We start from the raw sequence: 21,136 nt of genomic DNA, 5'->3' as shown, positions 1-21,136 counted from the left end.
TCTAAAAGAAGGTACTATGCAAAACAAAGTACTAAATATTAACATTATATTAACAATTGTAAACAGGAAAAAAATATCTACATTTAGGAAAAATATATAAGACAATGGCAGTATCTACGGGCAAGTTCAACACATTTACATTTTTTAAATTACCATCTGCATGGTGGAGTGGGGTTAGGTTGCGTTATATGGATGAGAAGAAGGCTGTTGTAACCGTTACCCATAAATGGTTTAATCAAAATCCGTTTAAAAGCATGTTTTGGGCAGTGCAGGGTATGGCTGCAGAACTAAGTACGGGAGCCATGGTCATAACCCAGATTAGAGAAAGTGGGAAGAAAATTTCTATGCTCGTAGCTAATAATAATGCCAATTTTTCTAAAAAGGCAACCGGAAAAATAACCTTTACTTGTGAGGATGGCCACCTCATAAAAGAAGCCATAGACAAAACTATTGCTACTGGAGAGGGACAGGCGTTTTGGATGAAGTCCGTTGGTGTTAATGAAGATGGAATAGTAGTATCTACCTTTAATTTTGAGTGGACTGTGCGGGTAAAACAATAAAAATTTTCACTCTATCTGTAACATTTTCCGCTTCATGGCCAACTAACATACATCAATAAAAAACGAAAAGAAATGAACGCACACGAAATAGACTACCAGATTTATGGTGAAGAAATGCAATATGTAGAAATAGAACTAGATCCGCAGGAAGCCGTAGTGGCCGAGGCCGGTAGTTTTATGATGATGGATTCCGATATTAAGATGGATACCATTTTTGGAGATGGCTCCAACCAAGAAACGGGTGTTTTAGGCAAGATTTTTTCTGCAGGTAAACGTATCCTTACGGGAGAGAGTCTTTTTATGACCGCTTTTTTAAATATAGGACGAGGCAAGAAAAAGGTAAGCTTTGCATCGCCCTATCCAGGAAAAATACTTCCCATAGACCTATCTGAAAAGCAAGGTAAGTTCATTTGTCAAAAAGATGCTTTTCTCTGCGCTGCTCAAGGCGTATCCGTTGGCATTGAATTTTCAAGAAAGCTAGGTCGTGGCCTATTTGGTGGTGAAGGGTTTATCATGCAAAAATTAGAGGGAGACGGCATGGCTTTTGTACATGCAGGTGGTACTATGGCCAAAAAGGAGCTTGCCGCAGGTGAGGTCCTTAAGGTAGATACCGGCTGTATTGTTGGATTTTCACAAACCGTAGATTATGATATTGAATTTGTAGGCGGAATAAAAAATACGGTTTTTGGTGGTGAGGGTCTTTTCTTTGCCACGTTAAGAGGTCCGGGAACCGTTTATGTTCAATCTTTGCCGTTCAGTAGGCTTGCCGGCCGTGTTTTAGCATCGGTGCCAAGAGGAGGTAAGGATAAAGGTGAAGGAAGTATATTGGGTACGCTTGGAGATATAGTAGGAGGGGATAATCGTTTTTAGGCGTTCTTACCGTATATAAATAACTTAAATGGTAAACGCCTCTTATGGCGATAATTTAATGGATTTTAAAAGCCTAGTCGAATTTTTAAAGGCACTTCAACGGTACAATTCCAAAGAGTGGATGGATGCCAACCGTAAGTGGTATAAGGAAGTGCGGTACGATTTTGTAAAATGGTTGGACCATATGAATCTTATCTTGGCAGAAATAGACCAAGAGTATTATGATACACCGGGTAAAAAGGGCATTAACCGGATTAACAATAACCTTATGTTTCATCCCAACAAGCCGGTATACAAAGATCACTTTGGAGCTGGCTTGGACAAAAGACCCTTTACGGCCGATTTTTATATTGAAATAGGAATAGAAAGATGCATCTTGGCCGGTGGTTTTTGGCGGCCTGATTCAGGAACGCTCAAGAGTATCCGCGAAGGTATTGACTATGATGGAGATTTATTAAAGGATATCCTGGAGAAAAAATCATTTCAAAAGGCGTTTGGCGGCCTTTATGAAGACGCAAAACTCATAAAGGCCCCAAAAGGATTCTCCAATTCCCATGAGCATATCGAGCTTTTAAGGAATAAAACATTTGCCGTAGCACATGAATTTTCTACAAATGAGGTATTTATGTCCGGTTTTGAGGATAAAGTTGTTAATTTATACAAAGAAATGCTGCCCTTTAGGCGATATCTTAATAAAGCCGTGACTGTGATTTAAAAATGAAAGAAAAATAAATGATTTACCTATTTTTATTTCATTTTTGAATTATTTTTCTAGTTTTGAAAGATTTTTCTGACTATATTTTGAGCGATTATGGAATTTGAAGAAGTTACCCCGTTAACAATATGGATTATAGATGACGATCTTGTATCGTTGTTTGCGGCTAGGTATGGCATAGAACAACTGGGGAAGCCTTACATAGTTGTGGATTTTGACAGCGCCGAAGTTGCTCTTAAAGTATTGTCCGATAGTCTTGAAGGTTCCACTAATCTCCCGGATATAATCTTACTGGATTTGGTAATGCCCAAAATGGATGGTTGGGAATTTTTGCAAAAACTTGAAGAAATGCCAGAGCATGTAAAAACTACTGACGTTTATATACTTTCGGCATTTTTAAGTACCAAAGAAAGGCAACGGGCCTCTCACCACCCCGAAGTAAAAGGATATTTTGATAAGCCTATCTCAAAAAGAGCTTTAGGCCGTATATTTGGAGAAAAAGAAGAAGCCCGGTAAGGTTTCTCTTTTTTTTTGAACTAATCTCTCTTGTATAATCTCATACAATTTCAACGTGAAGAACGGTAAAATCAAGAATATTAAGAAAGAAGTATTATCGGACAATTGGTATACTCTTAATAAATATGTGTACGAATATCAAAAGGAAGACGGTTCTTGGGAAACTCAAGAAAGGGAAGCCTATGACCGCGGTAACGGGGCCGCAATTCTACTGTATAATAAGAAAAAAGGAACAGTTGTTCTAACGCGACAATTTCGTATGCCTACCTATGTAAACGGCAATACTAACGGCATGATGATCGAGGTCTGTGCCGGTCTCTTAGATGGTGATAACCCGGAAGATTGTATCCGTAAAGAGGTAGAAGAGGAAACCGGCTACCAAATAGAAAACGTTCATAAAGTTTTTGAATCTTATATGTCTCCAGGTTCGGTTACGGAGGTACTCCATTTTTTCGTGGGTGCCTATGAAGAAAAGATGAAAATTGGCGAAGGAGGAGGAGCGGATGATGAAACCGAAAATATAGAGGTTTTGGAATATCCGTTTCAAGTTGCCATGGGCATGATAACTTCAGGGGAGATTAAAGATGCAAAAACAATACTTCTTTTACAGTATGCAGCGGTGCATAAGCTGTTGGAATAATCACCTTTTAAAGCTTTAGTAAGTATCCGCAATTTGTTTGAGTACCAATTGCATTCTTCTTTTTACTTCGGAGGTTGGATTTTTATAGTGATTGTTCATAAAACTAAAAATCAAGGTTTTTCCGGTTTTAGTAATGAGGTAACCGCTTAAGCAGTAGTTGTTGCTTAAACTACCAGATTTGGCATATAGCTTGGGGTACCCGGCATTGTAATCCCACCCTTTTAATGTTCCTGAAACACCGTTCTGCGGAAAAATAGAGAATAATCGTTGTTGTGGTACGGTACGGTACATTTTGTTAAGAACCATGACCATAGATTCTGGCGTAAATAAATTGTACCTAGAAAGTCCAGAACCATCTACCCACCTTGGTAGTTGCTTAAGGTCTGCAAGTTCATTTTTAAGTATATGCTCCCGCGTTTTTTTGCCGCTTAAAGTATCTGATAGGGTAGAGGAAGACACTATAAGTAGTTGTTCTGCAATAAAATTATCGCTTTCGTGCATCATTCGTACGTATAAAGAATCGGATGCTTGCCCGTAAAGTATTTCCTTTTTGCCAGCTATGGGTTTATTGGATAGGCTTATTTTTTGGTTTAAAGCAGATGCTAAGAGTTGTTTGCTCAAAACGGTATCGGTTCTAAAAGGAATTTCAATAGTGTCCTTGCGAGAAGGCGAAAAGTAGAAGGTATTACGCTCTAATTCCCTATTTTTCGTATACCATGTACGAACAACACTATCTTTAAATAAACCGGGTTTTACGTTTAGACCGTTTGTGTTAGATATACTTGTAACGTTTCCGTAGAGGGGAAATGAGGTCATCTCCGGTTGGTAGTAATATTGATAATCATCCCACGCCCAACCTTGGCCTAATTTTTCATCCACATAGTTATTCAGGTTAAAAACTATGGATTTGTACTTCTTTAGAAAATGGTATGCGGTACTATCTTGAAAATGCGGGTGAAGAAATGAAGGGTCTCCGGTTCCTTCTACATATAGCGTATTGTTTTTAACACTATACCGTAAGGCGGGAACTTTCTCCGGTAATAATTGTAAAGCCGCAAAAAGTGTAAAGATTTTAGTGTTGCTGGCCGGCGTAAAGTATTTCTCACTTTGGTGGGCATACAAAGTGTCGTTCGTTTCCGGGTCCAAAACTAGTAGCCCTACATACTGATTTTTGTAAAAATTGGAAAGAACTATACCGTCCGTAGATTTTTTTATGGTCTTTTTGTATGAGGTACAGCTAGTTGCAAATATAAGCAGAGCAAAAATCAATAGGCTGTTTTTCATTTTTAATGGTGTCTTAACGCCCGCGTTACGGCTATTTAACAAGAATTTGGCTAACATTTAACAACGCATATGCAATATAGTAAATGCATTAATGTTTAACTTTATGGAGAGAGAATATCTCTTAAACAACTAATAACTTAAACATTTTGAAATATGGCTAGAGCTATGCTTGAATACTCTAAAACAGTATTGAAAAAAGTTAGTTTTGACGCAAAATTGTTCATCAAAGAACTACAAAAAGCAGTCTCAATGCTGCTACCTGAAGAAGTAGATGAACTTAAACTCTGGTTACAGCAGTTTATAACCGATAAACCGGAGCTAAAACAAACTCTTATTTATTTAAAAGCATAATAAAAAAGCCCTCCTTTAGGAGGGCTTTTTTTTATGGACTTATGTTATCATATCCTAGTATAGTACAAGGGTTTATTGGATTTAGGTCTATCTATTTGTTAATAGGACTTATGATTTGTACATCTTGAAAAGCGATAGCCCCTCGTACAATACTGGAGATAACATCTCTTAAAGCATCGGTGATTTGAATTTTGAGCTCACTTTTGTGATATATAAGACTTATTTCGCGGGCAGGAGAAGGTGCTTCAAAGTATTTTAGTTTGCTTTTTTTCTTATCGTCCAGAACCAAGGTGTTCAAATAAGGTAAAAGGGTCATGCCTAGGTTTTCGTCCGCTAGATTAATTAGAGTTTCAAAACTGCCGCTTTCCAAACGGAACTGCTTATGGTCTAAATTCCGTGGGGCTTTGCAGAGGTTAATTACATTATCCCTAAAACAATGGCCGTCTTGTAAAAGAAGAACATCGCTAATATCAAGGTCTTCGGGTTTTAGCGTTTCGGAATTACCCAATCTATGTTCTTTGGGTACATAACCCACAAAGGGTTCATAATATAGAGGGCGTTCTTTTATAAATTCAATTCCCAAGGGTGTTGCAGCAATTGCGGCATCTATATGTCCATCTTGAATATTTCTAATAAGCGTTTCCGTGCTTTGTTCTTTTATGATCAAATTTACCTTTGGGTACTTGTTGATAAAAGACTTTAGGAACATGGGCAGCAAAGTGGGCATAATGGTAGGTATAATACCTAAAGTAAAATCTCCGCCAATAAATCCTTTTTCCTGATCTACCACGTCTTTGATTCTACTGGCCTCGTTTACGATATTTTTGGCCTGTGCAACAATTTTTGCGCCCACTTCTGTAATAGAAATAGGTTTTTTACTTCGGTCAAAAATTAAGATATCTAATTCATCTTCCAACTTCTGTACTTGCATACTTAGAGTAGGTTGGGTAACGAAGCTTTTTTCGGCGGCTAAAGTAAAATTTCTGTACTCGGCAACGGCCAGTACGTACTGTAGTTGAGTAATTGTCATTTGCTATAAGTTCGAACGATAAAAATATAAAAACTATCAATGATAACTATCATATTACAGGGGCTATTATTCAGTACCTTTATACCATAGAAAAAACAACAAGAATCATGAAACTAAATAGTATAGGATTAAGCGAAAAAGATTCAAAATCATTAAGTGATGATTTAAACGAACTTTTGGCTAATTTTCAGCGTTATTATCAGAATTTAAGAGGTATTCACTGGAACATTAAAGGGAAACGTTTCTTTGAACTTCACCCAAAATTTGAGGAGTTATATACCGAGGCAAACCTTAATGTAGACGAAATTGCAGAACGTATATTAACCTTGGGAGGAGTGCCGTTGCACACTTTTGAAGATTATATTGAAAAGGCAAAAGTACCTGTTGGGAAGAATGTTTCTCATGATGAAGAGGCTATTCGTTTAATAGTAGATTCCCTAAAGGAACTTTTAATTATTGAGAGACGTATTCTAGATGCTTCGGATGAATCTGGAGATGAAGGAACCAACTCTATGATGAGCGATTTCATTACCGGTCAGGAAAAGACGGTTTGGATGATGAAAGCTTGGTTGGCAGAAGAAATATAGTTTAGGTGATTATAGATAGAAATCCCTGATGGACTTATGGTTCATTGGGGATTTTTTTATTACTTATTTTTCTTTTTGCTCTTTTTTGCCAATGGGTTAAAATCCAGACAAAGTTGAATCCAACGCTCTAAATCTTCTTCGGTATCCAATCCATCCGCATCTACATAAATATAACCTTTCATTTTGCGTCCAGTTAAATCCATAGGTCTGCAATGCGGCAATTGAAGTATTTCGCTCTGATTTTCTTTTCCTATTCTTGCCATCATGCGAGAAGACTCACTGTCCTTATCAATAGTAATGGCAAAGCACATTTTATCATCTACCATAAAGCATAGGGTACCCATCATTTTCTTCTCTTGGGAATACACATGTTTTTGCTTTAATATTTGTCTACATCGGTCTGCAAGATATTCGTCGTAAGCCATATTTTATCTTTTAGGATAAGGAGGTTAGTGCAAAGGTCTGTCCGTTATTCAAAAGTACAGTTTTGTTTTAAATGGTTATGACGCTAGGGTTGGAGTATCATGGAATTTCAATAAACCTATGACACTATGGGATTACCATTGCTAATGAGTATATTCGAACAATAAAATATGACAGCGTAATGAAGGTTTTATTTATTGGGGGAACGGGAAATATAAGTACAGCATCTAGCCTACTGGCGGTGGAAAGAGGTGTTGACCTTTATCATTTGAACAGAGGTACAAATAAGGCGGGACTGGCTGGTGTGAATACAATTTTAGGCGATATAAATAAACCGGAGGAACTTGCTGAATTACAAAAGCATACTTGGGATGTGGTAGTTAATTGGATTGCCTTTACACCCGAAGATATAGAGCGTGATATTCAATTGTTTCAAGGAAAGACAAAACAGTATATATTCATCAGTTCGGCATCTTGCTATCAGACTCCGTTGCAATATCCAATTATAACCGAATCAACCCCGTTATGCAATAATCTTTGGGATTACTCGCACGATAAAATTAGAAGTGAGGACCGTTTAATGAAGGCCTATAGAGAAACCGGTTTTCCTATTACCATAGTCCGTCCCTCGCTAACTTATGATACGGTAATTCCTATTGCCATTGGGGGTTTTAGGGAATGGACAACGGCGGACCGTATTTTAAAAGGAAAGGAAATTATTGTTCATGGAGATGGTACTTCGTTATGGACCGTAACCCATGCCGATGATTTTGCAAAGGGTTTTGTTGGCTTGTTGGGGTTAACTACGGCCATTGGCCATGCGTTTCATATTACTTCCGATGAAATCTTAAGTTGGAATATGATTTATAAAATTCTAGCGGATGCCTTGGGCAAAGAAGCTAAGGTGGTACATATAGCCTCTGATTTTATTTGTAAAATGGAACCTTCGTTTACCGGTACGCTATTGGCGGATAAAGGGGAAAGTGTCATTTTTGACAATAGTAAAATAAAGACCTTTGTTCCTAGCTTTAAGGCTACCATTCCTTTTTCGGAAGGCATAAGAAGAACTTTAAAATGGTTTAATGAAAATCCGCAGCATAAAATCATCAATCAGGAAAAAGATGATAAAATAGAACGAATCCTCAAGGCTTATAATCAATATAAAAGGAATTAGGCTTTATTTTTCATGGCTTTGGCAATTTCAATACGCATGGGGTCTTTGGTGTCCTCAAGCTCGGCAATTATTTTGGGGTGGTCTTGCTCCCGGGTACGGGAAAGCTTGTACTGGGCCTGGATATCCGTAATCTCAATCTGAAAACCTACTACACCTTTTACTTGTTTTAAGGTGTGGGGAGCCATGTTTTTTAGCGAAATTGGGTTCTTGGAGTTTGCTTCGTACTTATCTACTAGTCTGTGCATAGAAGCCATAACTTCTTCCTCACTTAAAATTTTCAACTTACCATACACGTGAACGGCAATATAGTTCCAAGTGGGGACCTCTTCTTCTTTGTACCAAGAGGAAGAAATATAAGAGTGCGGACCATTAAAAATACAAAGTACTTCTTCGTTTTGGTCAAATTCGCGCCATTGGGGGTTGGCTTTGGCAATATGTGCGGTAAGCACTTCTTTTCCATCTTCAGTAGTTTCTAATTCTAAAGGAATATGTGTAGCCCAGGGTTTGTTTTGGTATTGGCTTACGAGAATGCCAAAACTGTTCGCCCTTAAAAACTCCTTAATTTCTGAAACATTTTCATTGCGGTGCTGATCAGGTACGAACATAAACTAAATTGATTGTCAGTTCTTTTAAAACTGTGTTTTAAGAAATTGTAAAAGTATCTTTTTAAGACGAATATTAATGCGAATGAAGCAAGGTCTATTGCAAACATTCCGTAAATTTAAATTCACTTTAAAATTAAATATATGCCATTTATAAAGAACAGAAAAGGAAAAGAAGAAGTAGATATATTTTACGAAGATTACGGGTCCGGACAGCCGGTTATACTTATTCACGGTTGGCCATTAAGCCACAAAGCTTGGGAGCAGCAAGTTTGGAAAATAGTTGAGGAAGGCTACCGATGCATAGCATACGATAGAAGGGGTTTTGGAGCGTCTTCGGCTCCATGGGGCGATTATGATTATTCTGCCTTGACCAGCGATTTGAATGCTATAATTGAGGACTTGGACCTGAAAGACGCCGTGATTGTAGGGTTTTCTATGGGAGGCGGAGAAGTAGTGCGCTACATGACAGACTATGGAACGGACAAAATTGCAAAAGCTGCGTTGATCAGTTCCATAATTCCGTTGGTGAAGAAGAAAGATGATAATCCGGATGGTGTGCCCGAAGAGGCTCTTGACGGAATCAAAGATGCTTTACAGAACGATCGCGCTGGATTCTTAAAGGAAAAATTCCTAACGGGTTTTTATAATTATGATGACAACAAGGATAAGGTTAGCGAGGCTCAGTTAGAGTATGACTTTAGCATAGCGTCCCATGCTTCACCACGAGCAACGATTCAGGCGGCTTTAGCTTGGATGCATACGGACTTTAGGCCTGAATTAAAAAATGTTACTGTGCCCACGCTTATTGTACATGGTGATGCCGATGCTACAGTACCTCAGGCAACATCGGCCGATCAAGCGGCAAAGGGAATCAAGGGTAGTCAGTATGAGGTAATAAAAGGTGCACCGCACGGTCTAAACCTAACTCATGCCGATCAGTTGAATGAAATCCTAATTTCTTTCCTTAAGAAGTAAACGAAGGTTTAAAGCATAAAAGCCCAAGACTTGTTAAGTTTTGGGCTTTTTTTGTTTTGGAATTATGCTATTTTCTAACGGTTGCCATTACGGGAAGATGGTCGCTAATATGCTTGTTATTTTCCATCCGGTCATCTATGTGAAGGTAGTTTTCAACTTTCACTCCTTTAACAAAAATATAGTCTATGCGATGGTCTAGCACTCGTGAATGGTCAAACCCGCTAAAAGTACCAGTAGGACCATAAAAAGGCTGTTGGGTAATTTCCTTGCCATCTGTCATTTCCTTTTTTAGAAATTGAATAGGTTCTGATTCTGGCTTCAAGTTAAAATCTCCAGTAAGCATCACGGGTATATTATCCGTATTTATCTCATTGATTTTTTTGATTATAAGTGCTGCGGATTTTTCACGGGCCTCCGTTCCTACATGGTCAAAATGCGTATTAAAAACCCAGAACCTTTGTTTGTTCATCTTATTTTCAAATAGGCCATAGGTGCAAATTCGTTCCATAGCGGCATCCCAACCCACACTTATTTTTTCCGGTGTTGGTGACAGCCAAAATGTATTGGACTGTAATAGATTATACTTTTTACTATTGTAAAGAATAGGGGAGAACTCGCCTTTTTTCTTACCGTCATCCCTACCTACACCAATGTAGTTATAGTTTTTTAGCGCCTCGTCCAAATAAGTCAATTGGCTAAACAGAACTTCCTGCATACCCACAAATTCGGGCGCATAATGCTGTAGCAGCTTAACCATAGGAGCTTTACGGTCGTTCCAATTGTTTACGGTATCGTTCACATTATCATATTTAATATTGTAGCTCATTACCTTTATATCTTGGGCATGTGTTATGCTAAGAGTGAAAAATAGGAGCGAAGCAAAAAATGATTTTAAAGCCATATTTAGTTGAGATATATTCGTTTGGAAAAGGCAATTTAAGTATTTTGTATTTCACTTCTCCCAAGGGAAAATTAGGAAACTGTTATTTTAAATAATAGAAAAAGAAAAACCGTAAAATGAGTAGGCTGTATGATACGGCCCAAACATTTTACGGTAGTTTTTATTGTTCAAGAATGAACGAGATACTTTTAGTCTTCTCTACGGGAAGGCCTGCTGGAATTACCACGATTCCGGTTATTTGAATTCCTGTTGTTGGAATTACCAGAAAGATTTCTATTCCTGTTTCTATTTCTATTGTTTCTGGAGTTGTTTGAAGGGCGTCTTTGTTGAGGTCTTTTTTCCTCTGTAGTTTCTTCGCCTTCATCTCCATCGATAAACTGATGCTCCGGCATACGGGGTACCTGTTGTTTTATCAACTTTTCAATATCTTTCAAATAAGCACGCTCTTCCTTGTCGCAAAAAGAAAGGGCGATACCGCTGGCACTTGCACGTCCTGTTCTACCAATACGGTGCACATAGGTTTCCGGTACATTGGGCAAATCGTAATTTACCACTAAAGAGAGTTCTTCAACGTCAATTCCTCTTGCGGCAATATCCGTAGCGATCAAGACCCTTAATTTTCCATCCTTGAAATCGCCCAGGGCTTTTTGTCTGGCGGTCTGTGATTTGTTACCGTGTATGGCAGCGGACTTTATATCTGCCTGCGCTAGTTTCTTGACTATTTTATTGGCACCATGCTTTGTACGTGAAAACACTAAAACAGAATCCGTAGGACGCTCGTTGATTAGGTGCACCAATAACTTGGGCTTGTTAGGTTTGCTAACAAAATAAACACCTTGCTCCACTTTTTCGGCCGTGGCCTGTTGTGGTTTTATGGTAACCCGTTCAAAATCTCCTAAAAGCGTTCTGGAAAGCTCTACGATACTTGATGGCATCGTTGCCGAAAAGAAAAGCGACTGTCTTTGTTTGGGTAGTTTTGCAATGATTTTTTTAATATCGTGAATAAAGCCCATATCTAACATCTGGTCGGCTTCGTCCAAAACCACGTATTCAATATCCCGTAAAGAGATAATGTTTTGGTTCATTAAATCCAGCAAACGTCCCGGTGTGGCAATTAAAGCATCCACCCCGTTGCGTAAAGCATTTACCTGTCGGGATTGCTTGACGCCACCAAATATCACGGTATTCTTAATATTGGTATACTTGCTGTAGGCCGTAAAATTGTCGGCTATTTGAATCGCTAGTTCGCGTGTAGGGGTAACGATAAGGGTTCGTATACGTCGTTTCACTCTAGTTTGTTCTTGACTCTTGTGTAAATGATGTATAATAGGAATGCTGAACGCGGCAGTTTTTCCGGTTCCTGTCTGTGCAACTCCTAAAAGGTCTTTTTTGTTAAGTAAAATCGGAATGGCTTGTTCCTGTATGGGGGTCGGGTTTGTGTATCCTTGTTCCTCAATAGCTTTGAGTATAGGCAAAGCAATACCTAAATCTTTAAATGTCATGTATATTTAATAAGCGGCAAAGATACGGCTAATGTTTGGATAAGCCTATAAACACTAATTATAGACCCGCTACGGCAGCCTCTGCACACCGTTCACCGTCCATAGCGGCAGAAACGATTCCGCCTGCATAGCCACCGCCTTCTCCGCAAGGAAAAAGCCCTTCCACTTCAGGGTGTTCCAGTTTTTCATTTCTGGGAATATTAACCGGGGATGATGTTCGGGATTCTACCCCTACGATATTAGCTTCGGTGGTGTAATACCCTTTCATTTTATCGCCAAAAGCTTTGAAACCTTGCCTAAGTCTGCCACCGATCAGTTTTGGAAGTAAGGAATGTAACGGAGCGGAATTTAATCCAGGTTGGTAAGAAGTAGGGTTAAGGTCTGCCGAAAGGTTTCCTTCCACAAAATCCGTTAGACGCTGTGCGGGTGCCGTTTGTGTTCTTCCGCCCGCAGTAAATGCCAATCGCTCTAAATCTTTCTGGTATTCCAGTCCCTTTAAAACCCCAAAACGTTCATATTTGTACAAATCTTCATCGGCATTAATTTCTACTACAATACCCGAATTGGCAAATTTGTTGTTTCGTTTAGAGGGAGACATACCGTTAACGACCACTTCTCCGGGAGCCGTCGCAGCCGGAACGATAAATCCGCCGGGACACATACAAAAAGAATACACCCCACGATTCTTCACTTGCTCTACCAAACTATATGCGGCAGCAGGGAGCAACTCGTTGCGCTCGCCCGAACAATGGTATTGGATAGAATCGATTATATGCTGAGGATGTTCTACACGAACGCCCATGGCAAAAGATTTGGCCTTCAGGCCGATTTTCTTGTCGTTCAGTAAATAATAGATATCCCGCGCCGAATGTCCCGTGGCCAGGATAACCCTATTCGCTTTCATTTCATTCCCGTTCTGCAACTGTAGACTTTCTATCTTGTTGTTTTTTACCGTGAAATTGGTAAGCCTTGTATTAAAATGGACTTCGCCACCATGCTCGATTATGGTTTCCCTTATGTTTTGTACAATTTTAGGCAGTTTGTTGGTGCCGATATGTGGGTGTGCATCTACCAAGATTTCTTCCGTAGCGCCATGATGGACCAAACTTTCAAAAATACGGCGTACGTCTCCGCGTTTAAGGCTGCGGGTGTATAATTTACCATCGGAGTAGGTGCCGGCACCGCCTTCGCCAAAGCAGTAGTTGGAATCTTCGTTTACCGTATGGTCCTGATTGATGGCTTTTAAATCCCGTCTTCTGTTTTGGACGTTGTTCCCGCGTTCTAAAACAATAGGTTTGTACCCAAGTTCCAGACAGCGTAGGGCCGCCCACATGCCTGCCGGGCCAAAACCAATGATATGAACTTCCTTGGCTTTGGAAACATCTTGGTATTTAAATTCGTAATCGGGAGCTTTTGAAGGTTTCTCGTTAATGTAGACCTCCATTTTGTAATTGAAATAGATGGTAGGTTTACGGGCATCAATAGATTTACGCAACACCTTAATGGTGATGTTCTTCTCGTCCTCGCTCAAATATTTGGCAGTTTTCTGTAAGAGGATATTGGGCTTGCTTTCCTCTTTTAACGATACGCGTAACTGAATTCTTCTTACCATAGTGCAAAGCTACTGCGCTTTATGGTATAAAAAAATGCATCCTACGAATTGTGGGATGCATTTTGAACTTTAATTTGGGTTTGTTACGCTAGAACGGCACTGTTTTGGCGGCATTCTCTAGCTGCGGCTACCATTTCTATAAGGGCTTCCCTGGTTTCCGGCCAGTGTCTGGTCTTTAACCCGCAATCCGGATTGATCCAAATCTGCTCTACCGGAATCTGTTTGGCAGCTTTTTCCATTAAAGCAACCATCTCCGCCCTTTCCGGAACTCTTGGTGAGTGAATATCATAAACACCGGGTCCAATCTCGTTGGGGTATTTAAAAGTTGCAAAAACGTCTAAAAGTTCCATTTGCGATCTTGAACATTCAATGGTAATGACATCGGCATCCATATCCGCTATATTGGAAATAATATCATTGAACTCGGAATAACACATGTGGGTGTGGATTTGCGTTTCATCCTTAACACCACTGGCAGAAATTCTAAATGCCTTTATGGCCCAGTGCAAATAAGTATCCCAATCTTCTTTACGTAAGGGTAGCCCTTCTCTAATAGCAGGTTCATCAATTTGAATTACCTGTAACCCGGCCTTTTCAAGGTCTACAACTTCATCCCGGATGGCCAACGCAATCTGTGTACAGGTTTCAGAACGTGGTTGGTCATTACGAACAAAGGACCACTGTAAAATGGTAACCGGGCCGGTCAGCATTCCCTTTACGGGTTTCTTGGTCAACGATTGTGCAAAAGCGGACCATTTGACCGTCATAGGCGCTTCTCTGGATACATCTCCGTAAATAATAGGAGGCTTTACGCATCTGCTACCGTAGCTCTGTACCCAACCAAAGCTCGTAAAGGCAAATCCGTTTAGTTGTTCCCCAAAGTATTCTACCATATCGTTTCGCTCAAATTCACCATGTACAAGTACGTCTAGCCCCGTACGCTCTTGGAATTCTATGGTTTCCTTAGTTTCCTTTTCTAAAAGAACATTGTACTCCTCTGCAGATAAATTTCCTTTTTTGAAATTGGCCCTCCAGCTACGTACCTCTTTGGTTTGTGGAAAAGAACCAATGGTAGTGGTAGGGAACAAAGGAAGGTCTAAAGCTTCTTTCTGAAGTTTCTGTCGGGTTGGGAATGTGCTTTCCCTTTGGTCGTCTTTGGCGGTAAGGGCGCTTACGCGTTGTTTTACTTTTTGATTATGAATTAGCGTTGCCGTTTTTTTATTGGCAAGCGCTTCGCTATTCTTTTTTAGCTTTTCCAGACTTCCGGAAAGGTTCTCTTTATTGGCCAACTGTTTGATCGTGGCAACTTCTTCTAATTTTTGTTTGGCAAAGGCCAGCCATTGTTTGATTTCTCCGTTTAGATTCTTTTCATTTGATTCTAAATCCAAATCGCAAGGGGAGTGTAACAAGGAACAGGAAGGTGCAATAAGAACGCGTTCGGCACCCACATGGTCAATTGCTTTTTGAACCAGTTTAAGGGATTTCTCATAGTCGTTTTTCCAGATGTTTCTACCATCAACTACTCCTAAAGATAAATGAGTGTAACTATTTAGTTTATTTGATTTTATGATATCATCTAATTGCAACGGACAGCGTACTAAATCTAAATGCAAAGTGTGTACAGGTAGAGCTAATGCTGTATCTATATTTTCGCCAAAACAGTCAAAATAATTGGCGACCGTTAATTTTAAACTAGGGAATTTGGTGGCAAAATATGAATAGGTTTGATGTATGGCGCGCTGCTCTTTTTCCGTAAGGTTGAGCGCTAAATAAGGTTCGTCAAATTGAACGTATTCCGCATCAATATCGGCCAATTGCTGAAGAATTTCTTCATACGCGGGAAGAAGTCTTTCTAAAAGGTCTATTCTATGAAAGCCATTTTCCTTTTCTTTTCCCAATAGAAGGAAAGAAACGGGGCCGATCAGTACCGGTTTGGTTTTGATACCTAAGTCTAGTGCTTCTTTGTATTCGTTTATGATTTTATCCGGAGAAACATTAAACACTTGGTTTTTAGTAAATTCTGGAACAATGTAATGGTAGTTGGTGTCAAACCACTTGGTCATTTCCATAGCGGTAATATCCGCTCCATCTTGTTGAATACCCCTTGCCATGGCAAAATAAAGGTCATGGCCGGAGAAAGACGGGTTGTTTGCCAGTGCAGTATAGCGCTCTGGAATACACCCTAAGGTTGTAGAAAGGTCCAATACTTGGTCGTAAAGGGAGAAGTCGTTACTCGGAATCAGGTCTATACCTTGTTCTTTTTGTAACAACCAGTTTTCTTTCCGGATGTTTTTTGCCGTAGCCAACAGGGATTCAAGGTCTGTTTTTCCAGACCAATATTGTTCTAGGGCTCTTTTTAATTCTCTTTTACTTCCAATTCGGGGATAACCAAGGTTGGTAGTTTTCATGCTGTTGTTTTTCAATTAATATCTATGCAAAGCTATTGTAAAGGATATTTTATCCATAATTATCATTTTAATTAAGAATATTTAACTGTAAATAGGTATTTTTAAAGTGTAAATTAAAAGTAAATGTTCTGTAAAGGATGTTTTAAAGACGATTTATCTATGGAAAATTTGGATTTGACCGATTTGAAATTATTAAAACAGCTTCAAAAAAACTCGAATATTACTACAAAAGAGCTAGCGGCCAATGTTAATCTATCTCCAACACCGGTTTATGAGCGGGTGCGAAAATTGGAAAAAGAGGGGTATATTAAAGGGTATTCCGCTTTGTTGGATGCAGGAAAAATGGGGCTAGAGCTGATTGTTTTTTGTGATATCACCTTAAAACAACATACGAAAGATATTGGAAATCAATTTGTTGAGGATATTTGCGCGGTAAAAGAAGTAACGGAGTGTTATAATATTTCCGGCGATTATGATTTTAGGTTAAAAGTGTTGGTGCGTGATATGAAGCATTATCAGGACTTTGTAATCAACACCTTGGGGGCTGTAAATAATATAGGGAGTGCGCACAGCACTTTTGTGATTGGGACTATAAAACAAGGGTATGGTGTTCCGTTTTAGTAGATGCGGACTGCAGTTTGGGGCGGTTTATCTACAGTTGGGTCATATTCATTTTTAAAACGGGCTATGGTTGGGCATCTTTACATTGCTAATTGGTATGGATGTTTTTTAGAAAACAAGAAAAATGGGTGGCAGTAGAATTTTAAAGGAGCTCTTTTGGGGTTTTGTTATCGGGAACATAGTCTTCTTTGGGTTTAATACATATTGGTATTTTACCAATGAGCAAAGATTTGAATTGATTTTCGAAAATGTCTGGCGGGAGTACATGGTGAACATTATATTTTCGGTGGTGTTGTATGTCGTAAATATGTATTGGTTCTATTTTCTTTTGAAGAAGTATGAAAGAAATATATATACCATAAAGCGAATGGTGTTCGCGGTCTTGGGAAATGCGATTATATCCTGTTTTGGTGTTTTTGTAGCCACTTTTATTGCAATGGTTTCTCTCTATGGTAAGTCCGTTCAAGAGGCTTTGGTGTATCATTCAACGGATAATTACCTGCGTTCTACTGCAATTTCCCTGATAATAGCTATGGTTTTTTACGCTATCTATTATTACAGGTATAGGCAAGAAAATAAGGTAAAGGAGCAAAAAATAATAGCCAATACGGCATCGGCAAAATTTGATGCATTAAAGAATCAATTAGATCCTCATTTTTTGTTCAACAGTTTAAATGTGTTGTCTAGTCTTATAGAGGAAGACCCGTATCAAGCACAAAAGTTTACTTCGTCTTTATCAAAGGTTTATAGGTATGTACTTGAACAAAAAAGTAAAGACCTGGTTTTGGTTGATGAGGAGCTTAAATTTGCCAGAACGTACGTGCAACTCTTGAAAATGCGATTTGAGGACAGTATTGTTTTTGATATCCCAGAAGCAGCCTTGAACCCGGGATCCAAGATAGTGCCATTGTCACTTCAGTTATTGATTGAAAATGCGGTAAAACATAATGTGGTAACCTCTAGCAAGCCACTACGTTTACGGGTGTTTGAGCAAGAAGGAGAACTGATTGTAATTAATAATCTGCAGGAGAAACAGGTGGTAAAGAAGAGCAGTGGTGTGGGCTTGTATAATATACGTGAGCGCTATGCCCTTTTAACGGACAGAAAAGTTCAAATAGATAAAACGGCAACCGAGTTCAGTGTCAAGTTGCCTATACTTTTAAAACAAATTTCAACTATGGAGGTGCAACAAGAGTATATTCAGGATAAACGCTATGAGAAGGCAAAAGAGCGTGTGGAGGCTATTAAAGGGTTTTATGGTAATTTATTGGCGTATTGTATTGTAATCCCCTTCTTGGTTTTTTTGAATTATAGGACGACCAGTTTTCCGTGGGTTATTTTTCCTGTAATGGGATGGGGTTTTGGAGTGGCTATGCATGCTATGGAAGCTTTTGGTACCAATCCGCTGTGGGGAAAACGCTGGGAGGAAAAAAAGATGCGGGAGTATATGGATGATGAAAACTTTTAGTCTAGCTGTAGTGGTGATTTATAACTTAAATGAATAGTTTGCAATTCGGTCTTAAAAAACTACAGTTCAGGAAGTAATATTTTAAAGATGGAGCGTTTTGGCCGAATTTTGACCTGGTAAGCAATAACCGATAAAACACTTAAATTATGGATAGGGAAAGTAAATACATTAGAGCAAAAGAAAGGGTTGAGGCAGAGAAGAAATTTTATACAGGGTTGATTTCCTATGTAGTGGCCATAAGCTTTTTGGCGGCCATAAATTATTTGACGAACGGCTTTGCTTACCCTTGGTTTCTTTGGGCTGCATTTGGTTGGGGAATAGGTGTTGTAGTGGGGGCTATAAAAACGTTCGGAAATAATTCGTTGTTTGGACGTGATTGGGAAGAGCGCAAAATAAAGCAGTTTATGCAGGAGGATGAGCAGAGAACTAAATGGCAGTAAGTATAATGTTAAAACAAATTAAAATGGATCAATCATTAGATAGAAGGAGTAAACAGGCTAGGGCAAAGAAACAGGTGGAGCGATTAAAAGGGTTTTATATTCATTTAACTGTTTTTGTTTTGGTGAATATCATGGTTATGACCGGAGCTGTAATCGGTAACATGAACAATGGCGAGAGTTTTACAGAGGCTTTCTTTAATTTCGGAACGTTTTCTACATTCTTCTTTTGGGGAATAGGGGTTTTGTTTCATGGTTTTAAGGTGTTTTCTTATAATCCTTTCTTTGGTAAAAAATGGGAGGAGCGCCAAATTCAGAAATATATGGAGGCTGATAAAAACAAAATGAAGAAGTACTTTTAGGTAACTAGATTTAAATCAACCCAACCCAGTATGAAGACCATAATTATAGAAGATGAAAAGCCTGCGGCAAGGCGGTTATCACGTTTGTTGTTGAATTTAGGTGTAGAGGTGTCGCAAATGCTTCACTCTGTTGAAGAGGCTGTTGAATGGTTTCAAAATAATACGCATCCAGACCTTATATTCTTGGATATTCAGCTTTCAGATGGACTTTCATTTGAGATTTTTGATACCGTAGAGGTGAAAAGTGCTATCATTTTTACGACTGCTTTTGATGAGTATGCGTTGCAAGCTTTTAAGTTGAATAGCATTGATTATTTGTTGAAACCCATAGATGATGAGGAGCTGGAGGCGGCTGTTGAAAAATATAGGTTCTTAAGGCCTGAAACCAAGCCTATGACGCTCAACTTTGATGATATAAAAAATCTCTTGGTAAACCCGTTGGAGCGGGAATATAAAAAACGATTCACAGCAAGGGTGGGGCAGCACTTAAAAATAATCAATGCAGATGAAGTTGAAAGTTTTTATAGTGAAAATAAAGGAACTTATGCGGCAACTTCGGATGGTAGAAATTACCTTTTGGACACCACCTTGGAAAATCTAGAAAATGAATTGGAGCCTCAAACTTTCTTTCGGGTGAGTCGCAAATTTTATATCAATATAAATCATATAAAAGACATTGTTTCTTATGCCAATTCTCGGCTTCAAATCAAGTTAAATCACTTTAATGAGCAAGAAATCATTGTAAGTAGAGAGCGTGTCAAAGATTTTAAGTTATGGTTGGAGTAAAGTAATTTAATGATTTGATTTAAAGTTAATTAATAGTGTATATAGATTTTTCTTATAGTACTTATTTTAGCAAAAAAATCTATTTTTCTACACGATTTTCATCAAAAGACGAAGGGAGTAACTTTGGAATTAGTTTTATAAAAATGGGCAAGAGCACGGCACCTCCCGGAAGTATAAAAATAGCTAAGGAAGGTATGCTTTTAAAAATATCGATCAGTTGGTTTTGTACCTTTTTCTTTTCTTCTGGAGTAAGATCTTTTAAGGTAGATTTTGAAATGAGGTAGACCAATTCTTTACTTTCGGATAGTTCTTTTTGTAAGCGCTTGCTATTTCTTAAAATCAGTTTATTTACCATTTTGGACATGTTATCATAAAACTGAATCGCTAGATTGGTGTCTTTTAAAAAGGGTATAGTTTTAGAATTTTTTATAAAGAAAATTTTAATTTCCTCAAGGGAATTAAGAATATCCTCTTCTGCTAATTTCAAGTCCTTGCCAAGACCAAATATAAACTCTGATTCTTGGTATTCTAAAGACTTGTCTTCCCACACCGCCAAACAGGCTACATCTAAAAAATATCGGTTTTCAATTTCGGAACGGTTCTCAAGTAGTTTTTCACGGTATGAACCGTCAAAATTTTGGGAATCAATTTCAATAAAGGTCAATGAGGACGCAAATAGTTGTGCCAAACGCTCATCGCTCTTGTTCTTTTCCTTGGAGCTTAGGGCGTGATAGGTAATGTTTATGGTAAGGTACTCTACCAATTGTGCCTGCTCTCTTATGTTTATGGAATTGCATAAGTACCGCTTAAATAGAAGGACATCTATAAACAATAATGAATTGGTAATAATGCTGTTGAATGTCTTGCTAATTAAATTATCTCCAAGAGAAACTCTAGAATCTATTAGTTTTTCTAACTGCGCAGCCGTTTGTGAGCCGGTAAGTATTTTGCTAAGAAGAGAAATATGACCAATCTCTAATTCTTTATAAAACCGAAAAATTTCTTCTAGAAAAGCCTTGAAGTCCGTTTTGCTGGTCTCCAGGGTGTAGGTACCGTAGAGTGCGTTTAGAAGGTTGATTTTTGCACACTCATCTTCGGAAAGTTTATGTTCGGCAACAATGAATTGTGGAATACCCATGTTGATACCGTAAACGAAACCGGTGCTTCTTAAGTCACGGTAGAGCGTATCAAAACTAGAGTAGCGGTCTCGCTCTTTTTCTACAAGCGAACCGAATTTATTGATCCAACCTGAAGCCGAAGGGTTCATAGTTTTATTGGTTTTTAGAGTGCCAAATTACGCTAAAATGAA

At 38.7% G+C, this 21,136-nt stretch carries 23 protein-coding genes; 14 read left to right on the top strand and 9 right to left on the bottom strand.

The genetic code is table 11. From position 1 onward, the window contains the following. Window positions 1-104 precede the first annotated feature (104 nt). The 5 genes from KO513_RS18705 (at window position 105) to nudK (ending at window position 3,301) form a co-directional block, all read left to right on the top strand. Entirely contained in the window at window positions 105-560 is a 456-nt protein-coding gene (locus tag KO513_RS18705) for a DUF4442 domain-containing protein (RefSeq protein ID WP_215438887.1), read from the top strand. 72 nt (window positions 561-632) lie between these two features. Continuing rightward, window positions 633-1,430, top strand: a complete 798-nt coding sequence (locus KO513_RS18700; RefSeq protein ID WP_215914698.1) for a TIGR00266 family protein — start codon at window positions 633-635, stop codon at window positions 1,428-1,430. A 58-nt stretch (window positions 1,431-1,488) separates the two neighbouring features. Further along, window positions 1,489-2,145, top strand: coding sequence for a DUF2461 domain-containing protein (locus KO513_RS18695; RefSeq protein ID WP_215914852.1), 657 nt, complete (start codon window positions 1,489-1,491; stop codon window positions 2,143-2,145). Window positions 2,146-2,241: 96 nt separating this feature from the next. Further along, complete coding sequence (locus KO513_RS18690; protein WP_215914697.1) at window positions 2,242-2,661, top strand: response regulator; 420 nt, start codon at window positions 2,242-2,244, stop codon at window positions 2,659-2,661. Window positions 2,662-2,716: 55 nt separating this feature from the next. Further along, window positions 2,717-3,301 (top strand): GDP-mannose pyrophosphatase NudK, encoded by a 585-nt coding sequence (gene nudK / locus KO513_RS18685; RefSeq protein WP_215438892.1) that lies wholly within the window; start codon window positions 2,717-2,719, stop codon window positions 3,299-3,301. A 15-nt stretch (window positions 3,302-3,316) separates the two neighbouring features. Here nudK and KO513_RS18680 read toward each other — a convergent pair whose 3' ends face one another. Next, entirely contained in the window at window positions 3,317-4,585 is a 1,269-nt protein-coding gene (locus KO513_RS18680) for a D-alanyl-D-alanine carboxypeptidase/D-alanyl-D-alanine-endopeptidase (protein ID WP_215914696.1), read from the bottom strand. A 153-nt stretch (window positions 4,586-4,738) separates the two neighbouring features. On the opposite strand from KO513_RS18680, the gene KO513_RS18675 reads away from it, so the two are divergent. Next, window positions 4,739-4,936 carry a hypothetical protein gene (locus KO513_RS18675; protein WP_215438895.1) on the top strand — a complete coding sequence of 66 codons (198 nt, stop codon included), beginning with the start codon at window positions 4,739-4,741 and terminating at the stop codon, window positions 4,934-4,936. 91 nt (window positions 4,937-5,027) lie between these two features. Here KO513_RS18675 and KO513_RS18670 read toward each other — a convergent pair whose 3' ends face one another. Next, complete coding sequence (locus KO513_RS18670) at window positions 5,028-5,966, bottom strand: hydrogen peroxide-inducible genes activator (RefSeq protein WP_215438897.1); 939 nt, start codon at window positions 5,964-5,966, stop codon at window positions 5,028-5,030. A gap of 107 nt (window positions 5,967-6,073) precedes the next feature. Here KO513_RS18670 and KO513_RS18665 point away from each other — a divergent pair, with 107 nt between their 5' ends. Then, on the top strand, window positions 6,074-6,553 hold the full coding sequence (locus tag KO513_RS18665) for a Dps family protein (RefSeq protein ID WP_215914695.1): 480 nt from the start codon (window positions 6,074-6,076) through the stop codon (window positions 6,551-6,553). 59 nt (window positions 6,554-6,612) lie between these two features. Here KO513_RS18665 and KO513_RS18660 read toward each other — a convergent pair whose 3' ends face one another. Further along, the gene (locus KO513_RS18660; protein ID WP_215914694.1) at window positions 6,613-6,978 is read right to left on the bottom strand and encodes a TfoX/Sxy family protein; all 366 of its coding nucleotides are present in this window, start codon (window positions 6,976-6,978) and stop codon (window positions 6,613-6,615) included. A 179-nt stretch (window positions 6,979-7,157) separates the two neighbouring features. On the opposite strand from KO513_RS18660, the gene KO513_RS18655 reads away from it, so the two are divergent. After that, the gene (locus KO513_RS18655) at window positions 7,158-8,150 is read left to right on the top strand and encodes an NAD-dependent epimerase/dehydratase family protein (RefSeq protein ID WP_215914693.1); all 993 of its coding nucleotides are present in this window, start codon (window positions 7,158-7,160) and stop codon (window positions 8,148-8,150) included. Here KO513_RS18655 and KO513_RS18650 read toward each other — a convergent pair. Next, window positions 8,147-8,755, bottom strand: a complete 609-nt coding sequence (locus KO513_RS18650; protein WP_215914692.1) for an FMN-binding negative transcriptional regulator — start codon at window positions 8,753-8,755, stop codon at window positions 8,147-8,149. The genes KO513_RS18655 and KO513_RS18650 overlap by 4 nt on opposite strands. A 141-nt stretch (window positions 8,756-8,896) precedes the next feature. Here KO513_RS18650 and KO513_RS18645 point away from each other — a divergent pair, with 141 nt between their 5' ends. Then, entirely contained in the window at window positions 8,897-9,730 is an 834-nt protein-coding gene (locus KO513_RS18645) for an alpha/beta fold hydrolase (protein ID WP_215914691.1), read from the top strand. Window positions 9,731-9,797: 67 nt separating this feature from the next. Here KO513_RS18645 and KO513_RS18640 read toward each other — a convergent pair whose 3' ends face one another. The 4 genes from KO513_RS18640 to metE all read right to left on the bottom strand — a co-directional run bounded on the left by KO513_RS18640 (window position 9,798) and on the right by metE (window position 16,153). Beyond that, window positions 9,798-10,556 (bottom strand): endonuclease/exonuclease/phosphatase family protein, encoded by a 759-nt coding sequence (locus KO513_RS18640; protein ID WP_215438903.1) that lies wholly within the window; start codon window positions 10,554-10,556, stop codon window positions 9,798-9,800. A 263-nt stretch (window positions 10,557-10,819) separates the two neighbouring features. Beyond that, window positions 10,820-12,133: a DEAD/DEAH box helicase gene (locus KO513_RS18635; RefSeq protein ID WP_215914690.1), complete on the bottom strand. Its 1,314-nt coding sequence runs from the start codon at window positions 12,131-12,133 to the stop codon at window positions 10,820-10,822. A gap of 58 nt (window positions 12,134-12,191) precedes the next feature. Continuing rightward, the gene (locus KO513_RS18630) at window positions 12,192-13,745 is read right to left on the bottom strand and encodes an NAD(P)/FAD-dependent oxidoreductase (RefSeq protein ID WP_215914689.1); all 1,554 of its coding nucleotides are present in this window, start codon (window positions 13,743-13,745) and stop codon (window positions 12,192-12,194) included. Window positions 13,746-13,828: 83 nt separating this feature from the next. Beyond that, a complete protein-coding gene (gene metE, locus KO513_RS18625) occupies window positions 13,829-16,153 on the bottom strand; it encodes a 5-methyltetrahydropteroyltriglutamate--homocysteine S-methyltransferase (RefSeq protein ID WP_215914688.1) in 2,325 nt (774 codons plus the stop codon). A 159-nt stretch (window positions 16,154-16,312) separates the two neighbouring features. Here metE and KO513_RS18620 point away from each other — a divergent pair, with 159 nt between their 5' ends. From KO513_RS18620 to KO513_RS18600, 5 genes are all read left to right on the top strand, one after another. Continuing rightward, window positions 16,313-16,774 (top strand): Lrp/AsnC family transcriptional regulator, encoded by a 462-nt coding sequence (locus KO513_RS18620; protein WP_215914851.1) that lies wholly within the window; start codon window positions 16,313-16,315, stop codon window positions 16,772-16,774. Window positions 16,775-16,898: 124 nt separating this feature from the next. Beyond that, window positions 16,899-18,242 carry a 2TM domain-containing protein gene (locus KO513_RS18615; protein WP_215914687.1) on the top strand — a complete coding sequence of 448 codons (1,344 nt, stop codon included), beginning with the start codon at window positions 16,899-16,901 and terminating at the stop codon, window positions 18,240-18,242. A 146-nt stretch (window positions 18,243-18,388) separates the two neighbouring features. Next, complete coding sequence (locus KO513_RS18610; protein WP_215914686.1) at window positions 18,389-18,682, top strand: 2TM domain-containing protein; 294 nt, start codon at window positions 18,389-18,391, stop codon at window positions 18,680-18,682. A gap of 23 nt (window positions 18,683-18,705) precedes the next feature. After that, entirely contained in the window at window positions 18,706-19,041 is a 336-nt protein-coding gene (locus tag KO513_RS18605; RefSeq protein WP_215914685.1) for a 2TM domain-containing protein, read from the top strand. A gap of 30 nt (window positions 19,042-19,071) precedes the next feature. After that, window positions 19,072-19,827 (top strand): LytR/AlgR family response regulator transcription factor, encoded by a 756-nt coding sequence (locus KO513_RS18600; protein WP_215914684.1) that lies wholly within the window; start codon window positions 19,072-19,074, stop codon window positions 19,825-19,827. A gap of 79 nt (window positions 19,828-19,906) precedes the next feature. Here KO513_RS18600 and KO513_RS18595 read toward each other — a convergent pair whose 3' ends face one another. Next, window positions 19,907-21,094, bottom strand: coding sequence for an LETM1-related biofilm-associated protein (locus KO513_RS18595; RefSeq protein ID WP_215914683.1), 1,188 nt, complete (start codon window positions 21,092-21,094; stop codon window positions 19,907-19,909). Window positions 21,095-21,136: the final 42 nt, after the last annotated feature.

This window comes from Zobellia sp. B3R18 (assembly GCF_018860715.1).
Classification (GTDB): Bacteria; Bacteroidota; Bacteroidia; order Flavobacteriales; family Flavobacteriaceae; genus Zobellia; species Zobellia russellii.
This window is presented reverse-complemented; position numbering and strand designations above follow the sequence as displayed.

What these genes read in the sequence shown, in the direction of transcription:
- KO513_RS18635 (WP_215914690.1), bottom strand. Translation starts at nt 12,133, where the DNA reads ATGACATTTAAAGATTTAGGTATTGCTTTGCCTATACTCAAAGCTATT.
- KO513_RS18610 (WP_215914686.1), top strand. Translation starts at nt 18,389, where the DNA reads ATGGATAGGGAAAGTAAATACATTAGAGCAAAAGAAAGGGTTGAGGCA.
- metE (WP_215914688.1), bottom strand. Translation starts at nt 16,153, where the DNA reads ATGAAAACTACCAACCTTGGTTATCCCCGAATTGGAAGTAAAAGAGAA.
- KO513_RS18640 (WP_215438903.1), bottom strand. Translation starts at nt 10,556, where the DNA reads ATGAGCTACAATATTAAATATGATAATGTGAACGATACCGTAAACAAT.
- KO513_RS18655 (WP_215914693.1), top strand. Translation starts at nt 7,158, where the DNA reads ATGAAGGTTTTATTTATTGGGGGAACGGGAAATATAAGTACAGCATCT.
- KO513_RS18665 (WP_215914695.1), top strand. Translation starts at nt 6,074, where the DNA reads ATGAAACTAAATAGTATAGGATTAAGCGAAAAAGATTCAAAATCATTA.
- KO513_RS18680 (WP_215914696.1), bottom strand. Translation starts at nt 4,585, where the DNA reads ATGAAAAACAGCCTATTGATTTTTGCTCTGCTTATATTTGCAACTAGC.
- KO513_RS18620 (WP_215914851.1), top strand. Translation starts at nt 16,313, where the DNA reads ATGGAAAATTTGGATTTGACCGATTTGAAATTATTAAAACAGCTTCAA.
- KO513_RS18595 (WP_215914683.1), bottom strand. Translation starts at nt 21,094, where the DNA reads ATGAACCCTTCGGCTTCAGGTTGGATCAATAAATTCGGTTCGCTTGTA.
- KO513_RS18645 (WP_215914691.1), top strand. Translation starts at nt 8,897, where the DNA reads ATGCCATTTATAAAGAACAGAAAAGGAAAAGAAGAAGTAGATATATTT.
- KO513_RS18660 (WP_215914694.1), bottom strand. Translation starts at nt 6,978, where the DNA reads ATGGCTTACGACGAATATCTTGCAGACCGATGTAGACAAATATTAAAG.
- KO513_RS18650 (WP_215914692.1), bottom strand. Translation starts at nt 8,755, where the DNA reads ATGTTCGTACCTGATCAGCACCGCAATGAAAATGTTTCAGAAATTAAG.
- KO513_RS18670 (WP_215438897.1), bottom strand. Translation starts at nt 5,966, where the DNA reads ATGACAATTACTCAACTACAGTACGTACTGGCCGTTGCCGAGTACAGA.
- KO513_RS18600 (WP_215914684.1), top strand. Translation starts at nt 19,072, where the DNA reads ATGAAGACCATAATTATAGAAGATGAAAAGCCTGCGGCAAGGCGGTTA.
- KO513_RS18630 (WP_215914689.1), bottom strand. Translation starts at nt 13,745, where the DNA reads ATGGTAAGAAGAATTCAGTTACGCGTATCGTTAAAAGAGGAAAGCAAG.
- KO513_RS18695 (WP_215914852.1), top strand. Translation starts at nt 1,489, where the DNA reads ATGGATTTTAAAAGCCTAGTCGAATTTTTAAAGGCACTTCAACGGTAC.
- KO513_RS18615 (WP_215914687.1), top strand. Translation starts at nt 16,899, where the DNA reads ATGGGTGGCAGTAGAATTTTAAAGGAGCTCTTTTGGGGTTTTGTTATC.
- KO513_RS18675 (WP_215438895.1), top strand. Translation starts at nt 4,739, where the DNA reads ATGGCTAGAGCTATGCTTGAATACTCTAAAACAGTATTGAAAAAAGTT.
- KO513_RS18690 (WP_215914697.1), top strand. Translation starts at nt 2,242, where the DNA reads ATGGAATTTGAAGAAGTTACCCCGTTAACAATATGGATTATAGATGAC.
- KO513_RS18700 (WP_215914698.1), top strand. Translation starts at nt 633, where the DNA reads ATGAACGCACACGAAATAGACTACCAGATTTATGGTGAAGAAATGCAA.
- KO513_RS18705 (WP_215438887.1), top strand. Translation starts at nt 105, where the DNA reads ATGGCAGTATCTACGGGCAAGTTCAACACATTTACATTTTTTAAATTA.
- KO513_RS18605 (WP_215914685.1), top strand. Translation starts at nt 18,706, where the DNA reads ATGGATCAATCATTAGATAGAAGGAGTAAACAGGCTAGGGCAAAGAAA.